Below are 23,551 nucleotides of genomic sequence, written 5' to 3'. Positions count from 1 at the left end.
AAAGGCTATCTTAATGAATAGATAGCCTTAAATTATATCTGCTTAGTTTTTAAAAAAATCCAATTTAGTTTTATACAGTTAGTCTAATTTTGCTTGACGATTTTTATTTTTCAACTTTCATCCGTATCATAAAAAGTATTACATGCAATTAATACTATGCAAACCAAAATAACTACCGCCAACATACTTATCCCCTTCTAACTAAATATATAATCTTTTGTATTATTATATATTAATTATGTATATCTTGTGCTTGTAATCGTTTGTTGTTATAAATTAAATTTATAAACCCTGTTGTAGTGTAATTATTTCATAATCACTCATTTATTTGTCAAGCAATATACTCTTAATAACTGCAATGGATTCCCTAGCATATGTTGAAGGTACAAAATACCAAGGCATAGTGCTGGAATAATTATCAAAATTTTTATAACCATTCTTCTTTGCTAAAACACTGCTTCTAAAAGCATGAAAGTCTGTTGTCACTATTTTTACTTTAATGTCACTTATTGATTTGCTGCTAGATTCTTCAATCTTTTCTTTAGAATATTTTAGATTTTCATTAGTATCTCTTGATTTATCCTCTAATATTATCTTGTTTTTTTCTATCCCTTTAGCCTGTAAATATTCACTCATGGCCTGTGCCTCTGATGTACTTTCATCTGTACCTTGTCCTCCGGATAAAACGATATACTGAGCTAAATTTTCTTTCATACATTTTATAGCAATATCAAGTCTTTCCCGAAGTATTAAATTAGGAACTCCTCCATTATCAAGTCCTGCGCCAAGTACAATAATATAATCGTCACTATTTCGATTATACTTTGGATAATTTATTATTAAAGCTTCTATTATTATAAAACAAATAAATATGATGCAAGATGATATTTTTATGTATCTAAATATCTTATAAAAAAACATATTCTTTTTCATTATCTTTTTAGAAAAGTAATATACTAAAATTATAATTCCTAAAACTATAATTGGAAAACCAAACGCAATCCATAATTCCGATAACATATATCTAATTTTCATTAAACTCATCTCCTCCAGGTTAATCATCTATACATAATTTAATTAATCTTAAACTTCTTATAAATATTATATCTGTAACTGAGAAAGATGAAATACGCTTATATAAATCTTATAAAATATATAATAATATTGTAATATTGTTGTCATATATATAAATAATTTCATATTCAGAAATTATCTTCCTAAGCAAATTTATAATTACTTTATGATGAAAAATCCTCATATACTTTTTATTAGTAGTTTATAGAGGTAATAAGTTCATGAAAAAATAGCCTTAGATTCTACTAAAGCTATTCATTGATGAATTTTATAAATTTTTCCTTTTTCATAAAAATTGACGCATATATACTTGAAACTGCAAAAAATATATTAATTATTGGTACAATGCTAATGACAAGTATGGTTATCAGTAGACCTCTTTTTTCCTTGTTAGCAAAAATATTAATATTATTCTTGTTTATAATAAGCCTAAATAATAGCAATATTAAGGATAAACAACTTAACTTTATTGATATAGTATATAAATATAACATATTATTCAACTCCTTTGAGTATATGTTTAATCGCCTTCTTTTACATTTTATACCATATTGTAAAGTAATTCCATATAAATTTTCTGCCATTTATCTCATTTTATTTTTATTATTTTTCAGAATCTCATCTATGCTTCCTATTTCTTTTATTCTCTTTTATTTTCCATAGATTTCATTTGAATATAGATTCATATACAATAAAAAAGCTAGTAGAATAAATAGTAATTAACTATATTCTACTAGCTTTCATTTAGGATGGATGGTAATTGAAGAACTGAGTTAAAACATTAAGTATCTATTTCTAGAGACTTTGTTCGTAACTCTCTATCATTCTCTTAACCATTTCTCCGCCAACACTACCATTTTGTCTTGAAGAAAGGTTCCCTTTATCAATGTTTTCATAGTCATTTAACCCAATTTCTGAAGCTACCTCAGTTTTTAATCTGTTTAAACCTACTTTTGCCTCTGGAACTAAAGTTTTATTTCTTGAAGCCATCTTAATCTACCTCCCTTAATCTATGATTTTGTTTGGCATTAATATATTAACCACTCTTACAAATTTTAATCTATGCAAATACTTGTAAAAAAATTATTAAAATTCTCCTTTGTATTAATTTTCCAGAATATCCCTTCAGTTAAATTCAATAATTTATTAAGTATATTTTACTATAAATTTATAAAACTAATACTGATATGGAGGTGTTAAATTATGAGCAGAAGGCCTTTAGTTCCAGAAGCAAGAGCAAAACTAGATAAGTTAAAAATAGAATTTGAGAATGAGCTTGGCATAGAACTTAATGATAATTATAAAGGAAATAAGTCATCAAGGTTAAATGGTCGTGTAGGTGGACCAATTGGAGGATTGATGACAAAAAAAATGATAGAGGAATATGAGAAAAATTTAATTGACAAGTAATCTCCTCTTCAAAACCATAAATGACTAGTTACTAAAATTGTGTAACTAGTCAAAATAGCATATCTATTTTCTTTTTTATTTAAGCTTGTATTAATACTTATATATACATTACTCAATTCTTCTATTTGAGTTTATATTTTAATGTAATATTCTATATATACTAAACATAACAATTATAAAAATATTAACCTTACATATTAGTGTAGAAAATTATTCAGTAACTATTACATCGAACGAAGTCTTGATTCCATTAACATTTATTGTAATAGTAGTTTTTCCTGCTTTGTATGCAATAACTGTTGGATGAATCTCTTTGAAAAATCCATCCTCCAAACTTAAATTTATTCCTGAAACGGCAATATTATCATCTTCACTATTAGACATTACTATTAAATTAGGAAATGATGAACTTTTGTCATCTACACTACTTACTTTTATCATTCCTAAATCTATAGCTTGATTAGTTCTACAATATAAAGTGTTTTCCTTAATAGTTGCCTTTGGTTTAGTATTGTCTAATTTATAACCTGTTCCATCTTCAATTCTTACTCCATCCTTTTCTGGTTCATCCGAATTGACATCAGTTATAGTAAGCATATTGCTATCATCTAATTTAACCTCATAGTTTTCTGTAGTTGATTTAGTAGTCAGTGCATATTCTGTACATAAATTATAATTTTTATCACTAAGACATTCTATAACTCTGCCATCCTCTCCCAAGCTATATTTTCTGCCACTTTCTGACGTATATTCGCCTTTTTGCAACACACCATTTTCATCAAAAATATATATATTACCATCTATATTCCATACACCTTTTAGATAATAGCTATCTTGAATTTTAAAATACTCATTTCCATTTTCCTCAAACAAGCTAAAATCTGTGATTGTAGTCATTTTTTCCTCTGAAGGAGGCCTGCTAATGTTCATATTAACATTTCTATTAGGAAGAGCATTATTTATCCATTTCCCACTATTATCAAGCTTATACTCCTTTCCTTTAATTGATGTTTTTCCAGATGCCATAGCACCATTATCCTGTAAATAATACCACCAAACCTTATCTAAAATCCATCCGGTCTTCATATAACCATCATTACCAAAATAGTACCACGACCCATTTATTTGTTTCCAACCAGTACTATAAGATTTTCCTTCCTCATACCACCAACCAGTATTATTATGCTTCCATTCTGCTGAAACTTCTTTTGGTATTGCAGAAACTACCGCTGCTACAATAAGTAAGCTGTAAATTATTTTTTTAGTCATCTAATTCCCCCTCATTCCCAAATCTTATAGTGTATATAGCTTCTCCATTTGTTTTATATAAAACATTCCATATTTTGTTTATTATCTATAAATATACTTTACCTTCATCGGAAATTATTTTTTATATAGCCAATTTTATGCAATTAATAGTTCATATGAAAATTATACCACAACTTAAATATCTTAATCCTATATTTCCAACTTACATTAGTTAAAAGCATATAAATTTGAATTTCGATACAATAATTTAAGTAATAATTAAATAATTATTTCATTTATCGATTAAAAGCATATGCATCCTAATATAATAAAACTAAGAGGGTCCTAATAATATTAAGGAGGAAAATATATTATGGATACTTCTAAATTTTCAATTGCTGAGAATATAGAACTAGATATAAATACCTTAAAAAATACTGTAAATTTCGATGAATTTGTAAAAACACTCCAGAAAAATTTAATCCCCACGGACGAATTTGAGGGATTTAAAATTCGCCCTGGATTTTATCTAGAAAATGGTGCAGTAGTTATACCGGGAGGTGTTAACTTCACTATCCACTCTCAGAACGCAACATCATGTAAACTACTCTTATTTAAGCCTGCTATGTGCGAACCTTATGCTGTCATTCCTTTTCCTGAATACTATCGAATAGGTAATGTATACTCTATGATAGTACTTGGATTAGATATTGAAGAATTCGAATATGCATATAGTGTGGACGGCCCATATATACCTGAAAGAGGATTAGTTTTTGATAGTAGTAAATATTTACTTGATCCCTACTCAAAAGCGATTGCTGGACAAAGCGTATGGGGAACAAAAACAATATGTGGAAATCAATATAAATCAAGAGTTGTCTCTAATGATTTTGATTGGGGAAACAGTAAAAGACCTTTAATTCCTATGAAAGATTTGATTATTTACGAGTTGCATGTAAGGGGCTTTACTAAGCATCCATCGTCAGAAGTTAATTATCCTGGAACATTTGCTGGATTAGCCGAAAAGATTCCTTATTTAAAAGAACTTGGAATCAATGCTGTAGAACTTATGCCAATTTTTGAATTTGATGAAATGCTTGATGCACGATATGTTAGAGGTAATTTGCTTTGTGATTATTGGGGTTATAATCCTGTATGTTTCTTTGCTCCAAACACCAGTTACGCTGCTGGAATTGAACGTAATAAAGAAGGGGATGAACTGAAGTCTTCGATAAAGAAATTTCATGAAGATGGAATAGAGGTTATTTTAGATGTTGTTTTTAACCATACTGCTGAAGGCAATGAGTATGGCCCATATATATCTTTTAAGGGGTTTGATAATAATGTTTATTACATGCTTACACCAGATGGGAAATATTATAATTTCAGCGGATGTGGAAATACTTTAAATTGCAATCACCCAATAGTCCATAGAATGATTTTAGATTGCCTTCGCTACTGGGTTACAGAATATCGTGTTGACGGATTCAGATTTGATTTAGCTTCAATCCTTGGCCGAAACGAAGATGGATCACCAATGAATAATCCGCCACTATTGCAAAGCCTGGCATTTGATCCTATTCTTGCAAATACAAAATTGATAGCTGAAGCATGGGATGCAGGGGGATTATATCAAGTCGGCAGTTTTCCCTCTTGGAAAAGATGGTGTGAATGGAATGGAAAATATAGAGATGATATTCGCAGGTTTCTAAAGGGCGATTCAGGATTAGCTGATACTGTTGCTGAAAGAATTACCGGATCTTATGATCTCTATAATCCGGATATAAGAGGAAAAAATGCTTCAGTAAACTTTATTACTTGCCATGATGGATTCACTTTATATGACTTATATTCTTATAATGATAAACACAATGAAGAAAATGGTTGGAATAATACAGATGGTGAAAACAACAATAATAGTTGGAATTGTGGTACTGAAGGAGAAACTGACGATGAAAATATAATAAAATTGCGAAGAAAGCTAATAAAAAATGCTTGTGCTGTTCTTCTTTCAAGTCAGGGAGCCCCAATGCTTTTATCTGGAGATGAATTTGGAAATACACAGTTTGGAAATAATAATCCATATTGTCAGGATAATGAAATTTCATGGTTAAACTGGAGTCTCCTATATAAGAATCATGATTTATTTACTTTCTTTAAAAATATGATAAATTTTCGAAAACGGCATCCTGCTATTAAGGACAGGATTGAAGAATCACGATGTGGCTTACCTCCTGTTAGTAAGCACGGTATAGAACCTTGGTATTTAGATCCGTCAGATAGTACTAGAACAGTTGGGATAATGTTTGCAGGATGGAATAAAAAAGAAAAAGAAGATGACATTGTGTACCTTTGCATCAATGCGCATTGGGAAACGCAATATGTGAGATTACCTGAGCTCCCTATATACTTAGAATGGCGAATTGCTGTAAATACAGCCATGCCTTCTGGAGAAGACATTAGCGATTCAATTGATCAGATGCTCCAAGTTGGAGAGACACTTGAGATAGAACCTAGATCTGTTATGATTCTTGTTGGTATAAGCAAAATATAAATTTATAAGATAATAAGAGCTTGATTTACTTTAAGCTCTTATTTTATTAATATTATTGTTTATTATTAAACCTTCTTCTATAATTTAATTAGTTATAGAAGATATTATCTTAATAGCAACAAAGGAGATGTAACAATGAAAAAATACGGTCTATCAACTGATGAAATATCTGACAACTTGCGATATTTAGAGTTGCTTTCTAAACAATATCCAACAATCAATGAAGCTTCTACTGAAATAATAAATCTTCAGGCAATTTTAAATTTACCAAAAGGAACCGAACATTTTCTAACTGATATCCACGGAGAGTATGAGCCTTTTATTCATGTATTAAAAAACGCATCAGGAGTAATAAAAAGAAAAATTGAAGATCTTTTTGGAAATAGTTTGATGCAAAGTGAGAAAAAAAGTTTAGCAACCCTTATATATTATCCTGAGCAAAAACTAGAGATAGTATTAAAGCAAGAAGAAAACATAGATGATTGGTACAAAATAAATTTATATAGATTAATCGAAATATGCAGATATGTTTCTTCTAAATATACACGTTCAAAAGTAAGAAAGGCTCTCCCAAAAGATTTTACTTACATAATAGAAGAGCTCTTACATGAACAGCCTAAAGGAATAGATAAATATGAATATTATGAACAAATTATTAGAACTATTATAGACACAGATAGATCAAAGGAGTTTATAGTTGCTCTTTCTAAATTGATACAAAGACTTGTTATAGACAGACTTCATATTTTAGGGGATATATTCGATAGAGGCCCTGGTGCCGATATTATTATGGATACTTTAGTTGAATATCATTCTGTTGACATCCAATGGGGAAATCATGATATCTTATGGATGGGTGCTGCCTGTGGTTCAGACGTATGTATTGCTAACGTTATAAAAAATTCTCTAAAGTATGCTAACTTGGATACTTTAGAAAATGGATACGGAATTAACCTTCTCCCTCTAGCAACTTTTTCTATGGATTTTTATAAGGATTATCCCTGTAATATCTTCTTACCTAAGATGGATTGTGATAAAAAATACAGCATTAATGAAATTAATTTAATAGCTCAAATGCACAAAGCCATAGCTATAATATTATTTAAACTTGAAGGTCAGGTGATTTTAAGGCATCCTGAATTTAATATGAATCATCGGCTTTTATTAAATAAAATTAATTATGACGAAGGAACTATTAGCTTAAACGGTAAAACGTATAAACTGAAAGATTCATTTTTTCCTACTATAGATCCTAAAAATCCATATGAACTTACTCATGATGAGAAAGAATTAATTGATAAGTTAAAAACCTCTTTTATTAATAGCGATAAATATAATAAGCATGTTCGATTCCTATATTCAAATGGCAGTTTATATTTAAAATTTAATTCCAATTTACTATATCATGGATTTATACCATTAAATGAAGATGGAAGCTTTAAAAAAGTCAAAATAGCTGATAAAGAATATAAAGGTAAAGAACTTTTAAACAAATTGGATATGCTAGCAAGAGAAGCCTATTTTTCAAAAGACAAGGATGATTCTGATAATAAAGAAGATATAATGTGGTATTTGTGGTGTGGTGCCTCTTCGCCATTATTTGGTAAGGATAGAATGACAATATTTGAACAATATTTTATTGAAGAAAAAGAAACTCATTATGAGAAGAAAGATCCCTATTTTAGCTTAAGAGATAATGAGGATATCTGCAAAAAAATACTAAAGGAATTTGGGCTTAGCTCACCTGAATCTCATATAATAAATGGCCACATGCCCGTTGAAGAAAAAAAGGGAGAAAGCCCTATAAAAGCAAACGGAACTCTACTAGTTATAGATGGAGGTTTTTCAAAAGCATATCAACCCAAAACCGGACTAGCTGGATATACGTTAATATATAACTCTTTTGGGCTTCAGTTAGTATCTCATCAGCCATTCGAATCCACCGAAGCAGCCATAAAAGAAGAGACTGACATCTTATCTACAACTCTCTTACTAGAGCAAGTTGTAAATAGGAAAAGAGTTGAAGATACTGATGTAGGTGTAAATCTCAAGCAGCAAATAGATGACTTAAAGATGCTTCTTAATGCTTATAGAAAAGGACTAATAAAGCAGCAAAATAAAATTTAATTAAGTCAAATGAGAATAAATTGCGTAAATAATTTATTCTCATTTTTTATAAGATCACACTATTTCAATAACAGTTCCTGAGTCTTTCATTCTTTTTTCTATATTCTCAGGCGGCTCTTTTGTAGTTATTAATAAATCTATTCTATCAAAGGAAATGGCTTTAAACGTGCTGGAATTAAAAAACTTTTCACCATCAGCTATAACACATACAAAAGTACTTCTTTCTGCTACCTTTCTCTTTATATAGGAATCCTCAAAATCAACTACATAAATCCCATCTTCACTAATTGCTGCAGCACCTAAAAATGCTATATCAAAATGTATATCTTCGATTTGATTTATTGTACCACTGCCATATAAAAAACGATTTTTACGTTGCAGTTTTCCACCCAATAAATGAACGTCACAATTTTTTTCAGCAAGTATTTCCATATTGTCTAAAGAATGCGTATATATAGAAATATCATCTGCAACACACTGACATAATGCTTCAACAGTGGTAGACACATCAAAAAAACATACTTGATTAGTTGATATATATTTAGCTGCATATCTACCCAATTTTATTTTTTCTTCTGAATTTATAGCTAGGCGACTCTTATAATCCTTAATTTCAGTTCTTATAGATGGCACTGCAATTCCTCCATGAGTCCGAATAGCAACTCCTTCGTCTACTAATCTAACAATGTCTCTTCTAGCAGTATCCCTTGATATATTAAATGTGTCCATTATTTCTTTATTGGATAACACAGTTTTTTCTCTAAGTATATTTAATATTTCATATAATCTTTCTTCTTGATACATAAAATGTCCTTTCACTTCTAACTATCTTTTAATTACATACTATAATAAATTATATTTTAAAATAGTCATTTGTCAATTTTTCCATGAATGTCAGTATTCATTAACTTTAATGTATTTATATATCCTGCTTTTCCTTGAATTGACAGCTTTCTTATGCTAAACTCACAATATATAAATTACTGTAATATAAATTCTCTTAATACTTATTTTACAGAAATATTCTATCTTATATAAAGGGGTGCAATAAATGAATAAAAGAATATTATATGTAACAGATTTAGATGGTACCTTATTAAATTCTAATGGAGAAGTTTCACAAACATCATTAAAAATTTTAAAGAACCAAATAGAAAAAGGTACATTGTTTAGTATTGCAACTGCACGAAACCTTCAGGCTGCAAAAAGATTGATAAGTGAAATCCCCATTAACATTCCTATCATATTAAATAACGGTATAGGATTTTATGATTTAAATAAAGAGCAATATCTAAAAATTAATGAATTTCCAACATCTCAGTTAAATCATCTAATAAAAATATTTGATAAATATAAAAGCTACGGATTTATGTACGCATTGAAAGATGGAGATATCCACTTCATATACAACAATCTTGATGACCCATATGATCTTGAGTATTTTACAGAAAGGCATTTATTATACAAAGGTCGTTGTCATCAATATGATGATTTTGCACAAGTTCCAAATGATGGGTATACAATTTTATATTTTGTTTTGTATGGTTCTTTTGATCGTATAAAAAATGTTGAAAATTGCATTTTAGATAACCCTATATTAAAATGTGTTCCTAACAAAAATGTATATAAAGATAATTACTTTTTAGATATATTTAGTTCTAAAGCATCTAAGGCTATTGCTATAAAAGAATTAAAGGAACTGATTGGCGCAGATGAAGTAATTGCTTTTGGGGATAATTTTAATGACATTGAAATGTTACAATCTGCAGATCGTTCGTATGTTCCTGAAAATGGAGTTCCTGAAGCAAAAGCAGCTGCAACAAGTGTCATCTCAAGCTTCGATGATGATGGAGTTGCAAAGTTTATAGAAAAAGATACCTTAATTAGTTAAAAATTAATTAAAAACTTTCAACAAATTTATAAATTCAACAAACAGAAAAAGCAGGTATATTAAGAAATTTTCCAATATACCTGCTTTTATATATTGACTTTATGTCAATGACTAATCTACTAAAAATAAACTAATTCTTCCTCAAGCTTATCTATTTTTTTATAATCTTTAACAACTATATATGGAATCTCCCTTTGTTCTTGCTGTATATATTTTTTATGAATTATACCTTCTAGCTCGATCCATTCCTTATCTTTAAAATTAAATGCCTTACTTGTTTGACACAGAATACCTAAAAATGATATATCATCTTCACAGCAAGTCATTGCATTTCTACCAAATGCAAAAACACCTTTAGGATACTTCGGATTGCTATAAGCAAGACCTTTCACTCTTATATTTTTACCTTCGTACTTTTCTGGATATTCTGTTGCATCTAAGTACCAAACTCCATAATCGTAGTCTTTAAATTCTATTACTTTATTATGTATATCAAATGGTAATTCTAAGGGACTATCATCAATCTCACCATTTTCTAATTCAAACATCATATTTGCTCTTGAATTAATAGCTTTTACACTATTTCTAAATTTCAATTTATTTGTTTTATCGTTGCAACGGTTAAATATAATCAAATCTGAATTCCTAAATTGTTCTATTAATAAAGACTTCATATTACTCATATAACTTTCAAATGTTGATGCATCAATAGTTGTTATAATTTGAGCAATCTCCCCTCTATCAGGAAACTTCAGATTATCAAAAATGTCAAATTGCCACATTCCATTGTATTCTAAAACAACCTTGGTTGGTTTATATTTCTGATTGAATTCTTTTAAAGCTAACTCTGTAAATTCTTCTATATTGCTGATGCTAACAATATTTGCATTGTGTTTTTTCAAAAATTCAACTTCATATTCTTCTACACCATTCTCGCAAACAATTAAAAGAATTTTTTCCCCATCATAAAACTCTGGATCATTAAATATTTCTTTTATAAAAGTAGTCTTACCACTCTCTAAAAAACCAGTAATAAGAAAAACTGGTACATCCGTCATAAATCAATTCCTTCTTTCACTTATTTTTCTAATTAAATGTAACATAATTCTATCTATAAATTACATTTATAATTTAAGTTTTTTAATATTTCAAAACTCAAATTGTTTTTTCTTATGAATTTCTATTGCTAATTCTAAATTTCTTTCCTCATAATTATAAATACTTTATCTTAAAATTTCATTTAATGTATATTTTATTTATATTAGTATAACCTACTACATATTAAATTCTATGAAAAGAGGTAATGTCCATGAATAGGAAATTACTACAGGACTATCAAAAAAGAATCTTATGGATAATTAAAGCCTTAGGTGAGAAAAATTCTCTAAATATCCCTGAAATCCAAATTGATGAAAGTCCTTCTTCAGATATAAGTCAAAAAAATGTCATAATATCACTAAATAAACTCAAATGAATTTAAATTATTTGAATTCATTAAAGAGAGGAGTTTTATTATAGATAACACACTCATAAACTATACTTAGATTATGAAATATCACCTATACAGAAATGAGTAATATGCTTTTGTAACCACAAGGGTCATAATATGGAATGTTTCATTGGTAATTTTGATGGCTGTGATTCTTTGGCTATAAGTTGTTCCAAATGTGCTAGTTCAAAAAGTGAGAATCGAAAAGCGATGCTGCAAATTTTATATTTGGTTAGCAGAACTTTCTCTATGAACATTTTATATTTCGTTCTTCGAACTTTCTCTGTGAGCGCTTGTTCTTTGATGCTAGCACTTTGGGTGCAACTTTATAGCCTTAGAATCACACATCAGAATTACCTGGAAACTGGAACAAAAGTATGTTATTCATTTCGGGGAGTTATATGCATAAGTTCAGGTCTTAGTTGGGTTATCTATATTATCAGTAATGTTCACTCCTCTTCCTTAATCACAATTTTTATATAACTCCAAAATATTTAGCTTGTATCTATACATCAAATAATTCTTCTATTTCATTTTTATTTAAATTTGTACCTATAACGCATAGCCTTCCAGTATAATCTGCTATTCCTTCACGCACTTCATACTCGCCTGGAACTAAATCAAAGTTTATCCATCCTCCATCTGAGCAAGGGATTATCCCTTTAGCACGCAATATAATTCCATAATCAGAAGATTCCGATAAAGTTTTTAATATATTATTTATTTCTGCTTTAGAAAACTTTTTTGGTGTTTCCATTCCCCAGCTCGTAAATACTTCATCTGCATGATGATGATCATGTGAATGATGATCGTGTCCACATCCACACTCATGATCATGAGTATGATGAGCATGGTTATGATCATTACAATTACAATCTATATGATGTTCATGATTATCACATTCACATTCTTCCTTAGTATGGTTCTTATGATTATTGCAACAGCACTCTTCGCTGTGTTGATGATTTTCAGACTTATTATTCTTTACTTCTACTAAAAGCTCTTTTTCAAGGGACTCTTCCCTTTCCATTGCAGATAGAATTTGCTTTCCATTAATCTCATCCCAGTTTGTTGTTATTATTGTTGCAAAACTGTTGTGTTCTCTTATTTGGGATACACATACTTCTAATTTTTCTTCTGAAATCTTTTGAGTTCGGCTTAAGACAATAGTATTTGCATTTTCAATTTGATTATTAAAGAATTCTCCAAAGTTATCCATATACATTTTGCATTTTACAGCATCAACAACTGCCGTAAAACTATTAAGTTTAATATCTACTTCGCTTTTTATATTTTCTATTGCCTTAATTACATCTGATAATTTACCAACTCCCGATGGTTCTATTATTATACGTTCTGGCGAATATTTATCTAATGCTTCTTTAAGTGCAACTCCAAAATCTCCAACTAAAGAACAACAAATACATCCCGAATTCATTTCTGTTATTTCAATTCCTGAATTATTTAAAAATCCTCCATCAATTCCTATCTCGCCAAATTCATTTTCAATTATCATGAGCTTTTCACCCTGAAATGCTTCTTCTATTAATTTTTTAATCAAAGTAGTCTTTCCTGCCCCAAGAAACCCTGAAATAATATCTATTTTAGTCATATAAAAAATCCTTTCTATGTAAATATTAATTATATATTTAAAAGTTATTCCTTCTGGAAATATTTAAAGTCGTTTCCAGAAATATTTCATTTTTATCCTACCCTTAAAATCTAATACTGTCAATAATGATAAATCGATGATTTCTATATTATTGACATTTTTAATGAATTACTTACTTATAAAATGATAATATTATAAGTAAATTGAAAAAAGGAGTGTTTTCATGGGTGATTTTTTAAAGCCAAATGTCTTTTTTAGTAAATGTTTAGGTTTCGAAGCCTGTCGTTACAATGGCCAAATGATAACTGATGCATTCGTTGAAAAATTGAAACCTTTTGTTAATATTATAAATGTTTGTCCAGAAACTTCTATAGGACTTAAAGTTCCAAGACCAACAATTAGAGTTGTCTCTGAAAATAATGAATTAAAATTATATGAGCCAAAAGAAGGAAAAGAATTCACAAAAGAAATGGTTGAGTTTTCAGAGTCATATTTGAAAGATTTAAATAATATAGACGGTTTTCTCTTAAAAAGCGGTTCACCTTCCTGTGGACATAAAAATGTAAAAATTTATACTGGCACAGCTAAGGTTACAGGAAGCACAAGAGGTGCTGGAATATTTGGAAATAAGATTAAAGAGAAATTTCCTTATGCACCAATAGAAGATGAAGGCAGATTACATAATTATAGAATTCGAGATAATTTTCTTACAAGAATTTTTATTAATGCAGATTTTAGAAAAGTCAAGGAATTTAATTCACTTAATGAATTAATACATTTTCAACGCAGAAATAAATTACTACTCATGGCAAATAGCCAAAAGTATACTAAAATCTTAGGTAGAATCGCAGCAAATGGTGAAAATAATGATATAAAAAGTATTATATCTGAATATGAGAAGAATTTGAATCTGGCATTTGAAAAACTTCCTAAGTATACAAATAATATAAATGTTCTAATGCATGCCATGGGATATTTTTCAAAATACATAACTAATGAAGAAACACAATTATTAATGGATTCCTTAGAAAAATACAAAATGAAAAAACTTACAATAATGTCTCCTATGCTCTTAGTTAAATCGTATATATTAAGATTTAATATTGAGTACCTTTTAGAACAAACTTATTTTAATCCTTACCCAGAAGATTTGATTATATTAGAAGATTCAGAAAAGATAGAAATATAATTCGATTTTTGATTAAATTTTAACGGCGATATCTTTACCGCCGTTAAGAAATATTAGCTTTATTTATTCTCTTAAAGTTACTTATAATTAATATCATGATAATAATGCTACTATTATAGTATCTTATCTAAATATTCTTCATAACCTTCTTCTTTCATCTTTTCTTTTGGGATAAACTTAAGTGCTGCTGAGTTTATACAGTATCTTAATCCTCCCATATCTTCAGGTCCATCAGTAAATACATGCCCTAGATGTGCATCACCAGTACTGCTTCGGACCTCCGTTCTTACCATGCCATGGCTTTTATCTATTTTTTCTTTTATTACCTTTCTATCTATTGGCTTGGAAAATGCAGGCCAGCCACACCCAGAGTTGAATTTATCGGTTGATACAAACAATGGCTCACCTGAAGTTATATCTACATAAATCCCTTTTTCAAACAGATTATCATATTTATTAGAAAATGGAGCTTCTGTACCATTTTCTTGTGTAATTCTATATTGTTCATCTGTCAGACTCCTCTTTAATTCTTCATTGGATTTTTTTACATACTTTTGACTCATTTGTTTCCTCCCTGTTCTCTTTTGAAATTATTTATTTCTGTATACTTATTAATATTATGTGACAAATGAATAACACTAATTCATTTATAGTAATCTTACACCTATATGTGACCCTTATATTTTAACACCTTAAATCCAAGCATACTTAATTTTCTATCTTTCCAGTAACTCTTCAAGTTGATTAGCAGGAAGAGGTTTGCTAAAATAATACCCTTGAATATAATCACATTCCATTCTTTTAAGTATCGAAAGCTGATCTTCAGTCTCAACTCCTTCAGCTATAACTTTTAATTCCATACTATGTGCCATTTGAATAATATTTTTGATAATCGCTTCTTCTTTCTTATTTGAGGAAATATTGTCTATAAATGATTTATCGATCTTTAATGTAGTTATAGGAATTCTTCTAAGATAGCTTAATGATGAATATCCCGTGCCAAAGTCATCAAGCGCAATTCTAATTCCCATGTCCATTAATTTCTTTAATATTTCAATACTAGAATCAAAGGATTTCATAAGAACAGTTTCAGTAATCTCAAGTTCAATCATATTCGGATTAACAGATGAACTTTCAATAATTTCTTTAACATTATCTAAGAAATTTATCTCTTGTAAATCAACTGATGAGATGTTAACGCTTATGCTATTAAATTTATAGCCTGCTTCAAACCACTTAGCACTTTGTTTGCAAGATTCCTTAAGCACCCATAAAGTTAATTGTGTGATATATCCAGATTCCTCTGCTATTGGAATAAACTCTGCAGGAGATATAAAACCAAGTTCCCTACTATTTAATCTAAGTAATGCTTCAAAACCAAATATTTTATTTGCCTGTAAATCATACTGAGGTTGATAGTTAATGATAAGTTCATTATTATCAACTACTGTTCTTAATATTCTTTCTATGTTAGTCTTTCGTTCAAGGCTTAGATACATTTCTGGATCGAAAAGGGAAAATCTATTTTTACCTAATTCCTTTGCCCTGTACATAGCAGCATCTGCATTTCTTAAAATTGTACTACTATCCCTTCCATCTTTAGGATACAAAGCTATTCCAACACTGGCGGTTATATACATATGCTTGTTATCAATTTTGAATACTTTATCGAACAAACCTAATAGCTTGTTTGCATAAGTTTGTATTTCATCTTCTTTTGAATCAGGATGAAGCAATATAAATTCATCTCCACCAAGTCTAGATATTGTATCTTTTTCTTCAATTAAATTTTCAAACTGTTTTGCTAAACTTATTAGCAATTTATCTCCATACTCGTGTCCCATAGTATCATTTATATTCTTAAAATTATCTAGATCTATAAAAAATACAATTCCTTGTTTATTTGCGTAATTAGATAATTTTAATTGTTCATTTAGCCTATTCATAAACAATGTTCTATTAGGAAGTTTTGTTAAAGAATCATAAAACGCCATGAATTTTATTCTATCCTCCGAAATCTTTCTTTCAGAAATATCTCTAATAGAACCAGTTATTTTTATAGCTTTTCCTTCAGAATCTCTTAACGCTTTACCACAAGAGAGAATCCAAACGTACGAACTGCTCTTAGTTCTTATTCTAAATTCAGAGCTATAAACATCTGTAAGCTGATTAATATGATCTTTGAAATCTTTTTTCACTTTATCAAGATCATCTAAATGAACATTCTCATACACAAAGTTTCTCAAATTATTTATCTCATCCAACTTGTATCCAGTAATATCAATTAATTTATCAGAAGCAAAGAATGTATCTGTAACTAAATTCCATTCCCAAATCGAGTCATTTGCACATTCTAGTGCAAGTTTGTATTTTTCTTCACTCACTCTAAGTGCTTCCTCATTTTGTTGTAGTTCCTTATATTGTACTCTTAATTCTTCTTCTGTCGCTAGCAATTCCTCATAAACTGATGATAATTCCTCATAGCTTGAACATAACTTACCAATCATCAAGTTGAAAGATCTTCCTAACTTTCCAAACTCGTCATTTGAATTAATACTAGCTTTTACTGATAAATCTCCATTTCCAGCCGCTTGCATTAAAGGAACTAATTCTGTAATAGGTTTTGTTACCTTCTTAGTAACAATGAGAGTAACGAAAATAGCAAGAAATAAAACACCCACTGTTATCATAATTATTAAATATCCCATCTTACTAGCTTTGCTTTCCAATTCACTTTTTGGTATAACTGAAGCCATCTTCCAACCAGTATCCTTACATGTATAAATATTAACTAAAACAGGATTTCCATTTATATAAGTTTCAAAACTTCCATTATCCAAATCTATAAATTTATCATAGTTATCAAATGAAAATTTTGAAGCTTCATTTGTTTGAGAATATGTATAACCTAACTGATTTAAATGTAATATATTTTTAAATTTTAAATCTATATCTGGGTGAGCTAACATCGTTCCATCTTTTAAATAAAGAAAAACATAACCTGTATCTCCAATCTTAATATTTCTTATTATTTCAGATAACTTTTCCAAACTTAAATCTATGCCCATAGCTCCGACAATGCTTCCATCTTCATTTTTTACTGTTGTTGACGCACTTATAATTACATTTTTGGAATTATCAACTGCCGAAACGTAGGGATCTGAAATTACCACTTCATCGGGATTTGATAATGCTAAAGAATACCATGGTCTTGTCCTTGGATCAAATGTATTAGTACTTAATCCATCAGGCCATTGAATATAACCTCCCCATTTAGTACCAATGTACACATAAGTTGTTTCTGGATGAGATGTTCCATAAGCCTCGAGCACATTATATATAGTACCCTCTATCCCAGGTATTTGTTTTGAGTATTTTTTATTTATTAAAATATCAGGAATATTAAATAGAGCTGAAATAGATTGGTCTGCTTTTTTTGCATCTGAATAAGTTGCAAGAAACTTAGCATTGTACTTTATTTGCCCTAACATGTTAGAAAAGTTGTTATCAACCTGCACCATTTGGGCTTTAGCGCTTGAAAATAGATGCTCTTTAAGGGATTTATACATATAATTATAAGTTATTAGTGCAATCGGAATAGATATAGACAATATAATTCCTACAAAATAAAAGAATAATTTTAATCTAAAAGTAAGCTTCATAGCAATGCTCCTTGATTATTTAATTTGTATATTTTTTAATTTAGGACCTTTTCACTAATATAAAAATCAATGGTAGATAATGATATTAATATATATTTTACCATTTATACTGAATCATTTCAATTCTTTAGCTGCCTATCTTCACCCTGATAAATTATAGGTTACTTAATTGAAATATATATGCTGCAAAAAACTTCTATGTTTTCTCTTAATGAGCATTTATCTCACTAAAATTTTAAATTCAAGTTTATTATTACAATATATGTAATTTTTCTGGGTTAAATACTTTAAAATGCATTATAAAAAGCTGCAGGCCAAATATATGCCTACAGCTTTTTATAAATTTATTTAACATATTTTATACAGAAATTTCACTTAAACTACTCTCAGCTTTTATGTTTTTATTATACTTAGATGGCTTAATTGGTAGTCCCTTAGCCCGTGCTCTTTTTTCAAACCACATAGTTACAATAGGAGTTAATATTGATGTCACTAATACACTTGTAGCTATAATTGCTGTAGCTGAAGCTGCAACTGGTTCAAATTGTGCATTTGCTTGCGCTATAGCATAAGGAACCGCAACAGCAGCACCAGCAGTTGATGATGCTGCCCAACCTGCAACACCATCAGATCCAGTTAAATATCTATCAATAAGAGATAATAGTCCACCTGAAAGTGCTACCACTGCAACACCCATTATAATTCCCATAAATCCTGATTGAATAATCATTCCAAAATCCAAACTAAATCCTAAAGTAAATGCAAAAAATGGAATCAAAGCTGGAACAACTGGAGCAAACATTTTACGAAAATCATGATCTAAAGTTCCGAGAGCAATACCCAATGCAAATGGAATTAATGTAGAAACTAATGTTTGCCAAGGAAATGAGGCAATTCCTGCAATGCCCATAGCTACCATTGTCATGAAAGGTCCAGATTCTATACTTATAAACGGAAATCCAGCGGCATCTTCTTTTCTACCAAGAGTCGTCATTAATGCTAGATAAAGTCCACCATTTGTCTCATTAAATGCAGCAATAACTGCTAAAACCGAAAGTCCAGATAAAATTCCTGTTTGTATTCCATTAGCTGGAAGTATGTGTGACATTAGGACTCCTAATAATGAAGCAAATAAAACTTTTCCTATCAATAATGAAATGCCTTTCTTTGCAATATAACCTGATGTACGTAGATCAATAGTTGTTCCTATGCAGAAAAAAAATATAAATAGAATTACAGATGTTCCAGTTAAAAAATTCCCCGTAAATCCTCCAAAAAACTTATTAACATCTGGTGAAAGCGTTTTTAGTAATGTTCCAAGAAATAAAGGCACTATCATTAAACCTCCAGGAACTTTCTCAATATTTTGTTTAATTTTCATAATAACAACTCCTTAAATACTATAGTTTAACTCTCATAACTGTTTACATTTGTATTGATATACTCATAACACAACATTGTTCATACTAATATTTTTTGCAAAAAACTACCAAAGTAAATTCCCATTAGATTTAACTTATCATAACGTTTTCAATGGCTATATAAGTAATTACTTATAAATTTCTATATTTTCATTCCTCCTTTAACTTACTGTATTTTAAACTTATTTCTACATTAAAAATGCCAACCTATCATTTGTATTTAAATTTTTATATTATCGTATGTACGATAGTTTTAAGGTAATCATACATGTACTATGGTATTTTTCTTAAAACTATCCTTCTATAATAAAGTTTCTGCATTAAGCTCTTACCATATTAATCAGAACTATGTCTTATCATTTTGAAACTATATGATTATCAATATAAGTTAGAAATTAGTATGCAGAAACTTATTCTTTTGATTATTTTAAGTCTTGTATTCTTATGGTATCCATATCATCGAATGTTATATTTTCCCCACACATTCCCCATATAAATGAATAATTCTGAGTTCCAATGCCTGAATGAATTGACCAGCTTGGTGAAATTACTGCCTGCTCATTCTTCATTACTATATGCCTTGTTTCTTGTCCTTCACCCATAAAATGAATTACTGCTTGATCTTCAGGTACATCAAGATATAAATATACTTCCATACGTCTTTCATGAGTATGACATGGCATTGTATTCCATCCACTTCCTGGCTCAAGTATTGTTAATCCCATTACTAATTGACAGCTTTCACATACTGCAGGATGAATATATTGGTTTATTGTTCTTTTATTCATGTTTATTTCATCGCCACATTTTATCTTATTAGCTTTTTCTAAATCTATTTTTACTGTTGGATATGATTTAAGCGCTGGTGCAGAATTTATATAAAACTTAGCTGGATTTTTTCCATCAGATGATTTAAATTCTATATTTTTAGTGCCTTGTCCAACATATAATCCATCTCTATAATTTAGATTATATTCTACTCCATCTGCTATAACTGTTCCTTCCCCACCTACATTAATAACTCCAAGTTCTCTTCTTTCTAAAAAGTAATCTGTTCCTAATTCTTTAGATGCTCCAAGCTTTAATGTTTCTTTTATAGGTGTAACTCCACCAAATATGATTCTATCATTATGGCTATAAACTAAATTTACTTCTCCATTTACAAATACTTTTTCAACTAAATAATGTCTTCTTAAAGTTTCTGTATCATAGTGCTTAGAGTCTTCTGGATGATTTGAGTATCTAATTTCCATTTGCATAATAATCTCTCCTTACAATTTCTAGGCACACGTGTTCCTCATTGAGTAAAAAAATATTCAAAGTTTATATATACACTTTATCAAGAAGGTTTTACTAAAATTCCTAGCCTTAATATTATATAATCTTTTAGGCACACGTGTTCCTCATTTCTTAATACAAGTATATACGCTTATGTAAATATTTGCAATAGTTTTTTGTTCTCATTTTGAATTAAATTTAAAAGCTATAGCGAAGAAAACTTTTGCTTCACTATAGCTTTATATAATTTATTCTAATTTAAATCTTTAATTGAATTACCTAGTTCCAATTCTGATTCTATATATATTTTCTTAGTTGTTATATCTTGTTCATTATTTAGCAATCTTAAAAGTAGATCAGTAGCAATTCTTGCTATTTCTCCTATAGGCCTTTTAATTGTGGTAATACTTGGAGTAATAAATCTGCCAATTTCATTCCCATCAAATCCTAGTATTGAAATATCTTCTGGGACCTTTAATCCATGCTCTGTAATAGCTTTAATTGCCCCGGTTGCCATTTCATCATTAAAAGCAAATATGGCTGAAAACTGTTCATTCATTTCTATTAATTCATTAGCTTTTTCATATCCACTTTTTACAGTAAAGTTTCCATTTAACACTAGATTTTTGTTTAATTTAATATTATAGTTATTAAAAGCTTTTAAGTATCCATCTCGCCTCATTTTAGTTGAATCGAAATTCATTGCTCCTTCTATTATTGCAATATCCTTATGACCATTTTTTATCAATTCCTCTACTCCTTTATACACCCCAACACTCTCATCTGTATATACATTTATAACATCATGATCTACCTTTCTATTTATGACTACAGTAGGTATCTCTTTCTCTAATATTTCTTTAATAAAATCATCATCATCTATTTTTTGACTTACTACTAGTATTCCATCATAATTCTTAGGATTTATAGTATTTTCTTCATACATATCTATTCCTTTAACAATGACATTATACTTTTTGTCTATATTCTTGTACACATTATTTATAACAGTTTGAAATACAAATGGTGAGGTTCCATTACTTATAGTTGAAAAAAATACACCAATATTATAAGCTTTATCTATCTTTAAACTCCTCGCACTCATATTAGGAATATAGTTTAGCTCCTTAACTGCATTGAGTACCGCCTCTTTGGTCTTTTCATTTACAGATTTAGATCCAGTCAGTACCCTTGAAACAGTTGAATGTGATATTCCTAGTGCTTTTGCTATATCTTTAATCGTAGTAGCCATATTAATCCTCCAAAATCTTAATAAATAAAGCGCTTTTATCTCTAAGCAAAGAATTACTTTTTAGTACGCAAATCTAGCTAGATGTTATAAATAATTTCTTTTACTCTCAATAATTACACACGTGTTCACAATCTTGTTTATTATTTTATAGCAGTAATTAGTAAATTACAAGCTTTGTGAATATTTTTAATATAAGGATACGTTATATTGTTTAAAACTTATATGATTAACTTCTTGATTTAAAAATTAACTTAATATACAATATTAACCATAATATATTTTAGAATTTTTGGCAAAAATGTATAATAAATTTATAGATTAAAGAAGGAAATAATATGTTTAAAAAATGGGATATAATTATAATAGTTATTCTACTATGTATATCACTTATTCCTGAACTTGTTTTTGGGGTAATAATGGGCAAACATTACAATGGAACATATGCTGAGATAACTATAGATGGTAAATTTTATAAGAAAATCAACTTATCTGAGCATAGAGGTGAGGACCAAATAGATATTAAAACTTCATACGGTGATAATATAATAGACGTCAAAGATAAATCTATTAAAGTAATAGATGCAGATTGCAAGGATAAAATATGCGTTAGATCTGGCTTTATATCAGAGCCAGGCCAGATTATAGTTTGCCTTCCACATAAACTTATGATTGAAATAAAAAGCAGTGATATAATGGCAAACAGTTTGAGGTGTTTAAATGAATAAAACTTTTCGTATAGTATTTATAGGTATTCTAGTATCACAAGCTTTGGCTTTGTATACAATTGAAAGTATGATTCCTGTTCCATTTATTGCACCTGGTGCAAAACTTGGTTTAACTAATTTAATTACTGTTATAGCTTTATACATATTGAATAATAAAAAAGATGTTTTTTTAATCATAATATTAAGGCTTCTTCTTTCAACTATGTTTGGTGGAAATCTTTCTACACTTATGTATGGTGCAGTTGGAGCCTTGCTTAGTTATTATGCAATGATTTTCGTAAAAAATATTGGGAAAGATAAAGTTAGTATAATAGGTGTAAGTGCTGCTGGAGCATTTTTCCACAACGTAGGACAATTAATTGTAGCTGCAACTATAGTTCAAAATATTGCAGTTACACTTTATTTACCAATTTTATCTATAGCCGGAATTGGTACAGGTATTTTTATTGGTATAACTTCTAATTTTATAGTCAAACATATGTCCAAGCTTCCTTTCTTTAATGATTTAAATATTAGTCAATGAATTTTATCACTTTCATTAATAATAAAAATTTCCTCATACGTTTACTACAATGCCCCACTAATTACAAAATGTATAGCCAGCAGAAATATGCATTTT

Annotated in this window: 19 protein-coding genes; 8 read left to right on the top strand and 11 right to left on the bottom strand. The window is 29.1% G+C overall.

What is annotated here, in order from left to right; all coding sequences use genetic code 11:
* Positions 1–324 precede the first annotated feature (324 nt).
* Together PZA12_RS12805 and PZA12_RS12800 are read right to left on the bottom strand one after the other, a co-directional pair.
* On the bottom strand, positions 325–1,035 hold the full coding sequence (locus tag PZA12_RS12805) for a YdcF family protein (protein ID WP_103699253.1): 711 nt from the start codon (positions 1,033–1,035) through the stop codon (positions 325–327).
* A gap of 834 nt (positions 1,036–1,869) precedes the next feature.
* Complete coding sequence (locus tag PZA12_RS12800; protein WP_077839924.1) at positions 1,870–2,064, bottom strand: alpha/beta-type small acid-soluble spore protein; 195 nt, start codon at positions 2,062–2,064, stop codon at positions 1,870–1,872.
* A gap of 213 nt (positions 2,065–2,277) precedes the next feature.
* Between PZA12_RS12800 and PZA12_RS12795 the strand changes: the two genes are divergently transcribed.
* The gene (locus PZA12_RS12795; RefSeq protein WP_077842918.1) at positions 2,278–2,484 is read left to right on the top strand and encodes an alpha/beta-type small acid-soluble spore protein; all 207 of its coding nucleotides are present in this window, start codon (positions 2,278–2,280) and stop codon (positions 2,482–2,484) included.
* 210 nt (positions 2,485–2,694) lie between these two features.
* Here PZA12_RS12795 and PZA12_RS12790 read toward each other — a convergent pair whose 3' ends face one another.
* Positions 2,695–3,753 carry a cell wall-binding protein gene (locus PZA12_RS12790; RefSeq protein ID WP_103699134.1) on the bottom strand — a complete coding sequence of 353 codons (1,059 nt, stop codon included), beginning with the start codon at positions 3,751–3,753 and terminating at the stop codon, positions 2,695–2,697.
* A 352-nt stretch (positions 3,754–4,105) separates the two neighbouring features.
* Between PZA12_RS12790 and glgX the strand changes: the two genes are divergently transcribed.
* Positions 4,106–6,286, top strand: a complete 2,181-nt coding sequence (glgX, locus tag PZA12_RS12785; protein ID WP_103699133.1) for a glycogen debranching protein GlgX — start codon at positions 4,106–4,108, stop codon at positions 6,284–6,286.
* Between the two features lie 135 nt (positions 6,287–6,421).
* Entirely contained in the window at positions 6,422–8,413 is a 1,992-nt protein-coding gene (locus PZA12_RS12780; protein ID WP_103699132.1) for a fructose-1,6-bisphosphatase, read from the top strand.
* 54 nt (positions 8,414–8,467) lie between these two features.
* Here the strand turns inward: PZA12_RS12780 and PZA12_RS12775 are convergent, their stop codons facing one another.
* Entirely contained in the window at positions 8,468–9,217 is a 750-nt protein-coding gene (locus tag PZA12_RS12775) for a DeoR/GlpR family DNA-binding transcription regulator (protein WP_103699131.1), read from the bottom strand.
* A 247-nt stretch (positions 9,218–9,464) separates the two neighbouring features.
* Here PZA12_RS12775 and PZA12_RS12770 point away from each other — a divergent pair, with 247 nt between their 5' ends.
* Complete coding sequence (locus PZA12_RS12770; protein WP_103699130.1) at positions 9,465–10,304, top strand: Cof-type HAD-IIB family hydrolase; 840 nt, start codon at positions 9,465–9,467, stop codon at positions 10,302–10,304.
* A gap of 119 nt (positions 10,305–10,423) precedes the next feature.
* Here the strand turns inward: PZA12_RS12770 and PZA12_RS12765 are convergent, their stop codons facing one another.
* Positions 10,424–11,362, bottom strand: a complete 939-nt coding sequence (locus PZA12_RS12765; RefSeq protein ID WP_103699129.1) for a GTP-binding protein — start codon at positions 11,360–11,362, stop codon at positions 10,424–10,426.
* 251 nt (positions 11,363–11,613) lie between these two features.
* Between PZA12_RS12765 and PZA12_RS12760 the strand changes: the two genes are divergently transcribed.
* Entirely contained in the window at positions 11,614–11,778 is a 165-nt protein-coding gene (locus tag PZA12_RS12760) for a hypothetical protein (RefSeq protein WP_181006038.1), read from the top strand.
* Between the two features lie 520 nt (positions 11,779–12,298).
* Here PZA12_RS12760 and PZA12_RS12755 read toward each other — a convergent pair.
* Positions 12,299–13,405 carry a CobW family GTP-binding protein gene (locus PZA12_RS12755; RefSeq protein WP_103699128.1) on the bottom strand — a complete coding sequence of 369 codons (1,107 nt, stop codon included), beginning with the start codon at positions 13,403–13,405 and terminating at the stop codon, positions 12,299–12,301.
* A 223-nt stretch (positions 13,406–13,628) separates the two neighbouring features.
* Between PZA12_RS12755 and PZA12_RS12750 the strand changes: the two genes are divergently transcribed.
* A complete protein-coding gene (locus tag PZA12_RS12750; RefSeq protein WP_103699127.1) occupies positions 13,629–14,594 on the top strand; it encodes a YbgA family protein in 966 nt (321 codons plus the stop codon).
* A 113-nt stretch (positions 14,595–14,707) separates the two neighbouring features.
* On the opposite strand, the gene msrB is transcribed toward PZA12_RS12750, so the two are convergent.
* The 5 genes from msrB to PZA12_RS12725 all read right to left on the bottom strand — a co-directional run bounded on the left by msrB (position 14,708) and on the right by PZA12_RS12725 (position 22,207).
* Positions 14,708–15,157, bottom strand: a complete 450-nt coding sequence (msrB, locus tag PZA12_RS12745; protein ID WP_103699126.1) for a peptide-methionine (R)-S-oxide reductase MsrB — start codon at positions 15,155–15,157, stop codon at positions 14,708–14,710.
* Positions 15,158–15,310: 153 nt separating this feature from the next.
* A complete protein-coding gene (locus PZA12_RS12740; protein WP_103699125.1) occupies positions 15,311–18,256 on the bottom strand; it encodes an EAL domain-containing protein in 2,946 nt (981 codons plus the stop codon).
* Positions 18,257–18,614: 358 nt separating this feature from the next.
* Positions 18,615–19,637 (bottom strand): 2-keto-3-deoxygluconate permease, encoded by a 1,023-nt coding sequence (locus tag PZA12_RS12735; RefSeq protein WP_077842525.1) that lies wholly within the window; start codon positions 19,635–19,637, stop codon positions 18,615–18,617.
* Positions 19,638–20,099: 462 nt separating this feature from the next.
* Positions 20,100–20,936: a 5-dehydro-4-deoxy-D-glucuronate isomerase gene (gene kduI, locus PZA12_RS12730; RefSeq protein ID WP_103699124.1), complete on the bottom strand. Its 837-nt coding sequence runs from the start codon at positions 20,934–20,936 to the stop codon at positions 20,100–20,102.
* Between the two features lie 272 nt (positions 20,937–21,208).
* Complete coding sequence (locus tag PZA12_RS12725) at positions 21,209–22,207, bottom strand: LacI family DNA-binding transcriptional regulator (protein ID WP_078115597.1); 999 nt, start codon at positions 22,205–22,207, stop codon at positions 21,209–21,211.
* Between the two features lie 335 nt (positions 22,208–22,542).
* On the opposite strand from PZA12_RS12725, the gene PZA12_RS12720 reads away from it, so the two are divergent.
* Entirely contained in the window at positions 22,543–22,932 is a 390-nt protein-coding gene (locus PZA12_RS12720; protein ID WP_012058670.1) for a NusG domain II-containing protein, read from the top strand.
* Entirely contained in the window at positions 22,925–23,455 is a 531-nt protein-coding gene (locus PZA12_RS12715; RefSeq protein WP_077843642.1) for a Gx transporter family protein, read from the top strand. Before PZA12_RS12720 ends, PZA12_RS12715 begins: the two co-directional genes overlap by 8 nt.
* Positions 23,456–23,551: the final 96 nt, after the last annotated feature.

The sequence above is a fragment of the Clostridium beijerinckii genome, assembly GCF_036699995.1.
Taxonomy (GTDB): Bacteria; Bacillota; Clostridia; order Clostridiales; family Clostridiaceae; genus Clostridium; species Clostridium helianthi.
This window is presented reverse-complemented; position numbering and strand designations above follow the sequence as displayed.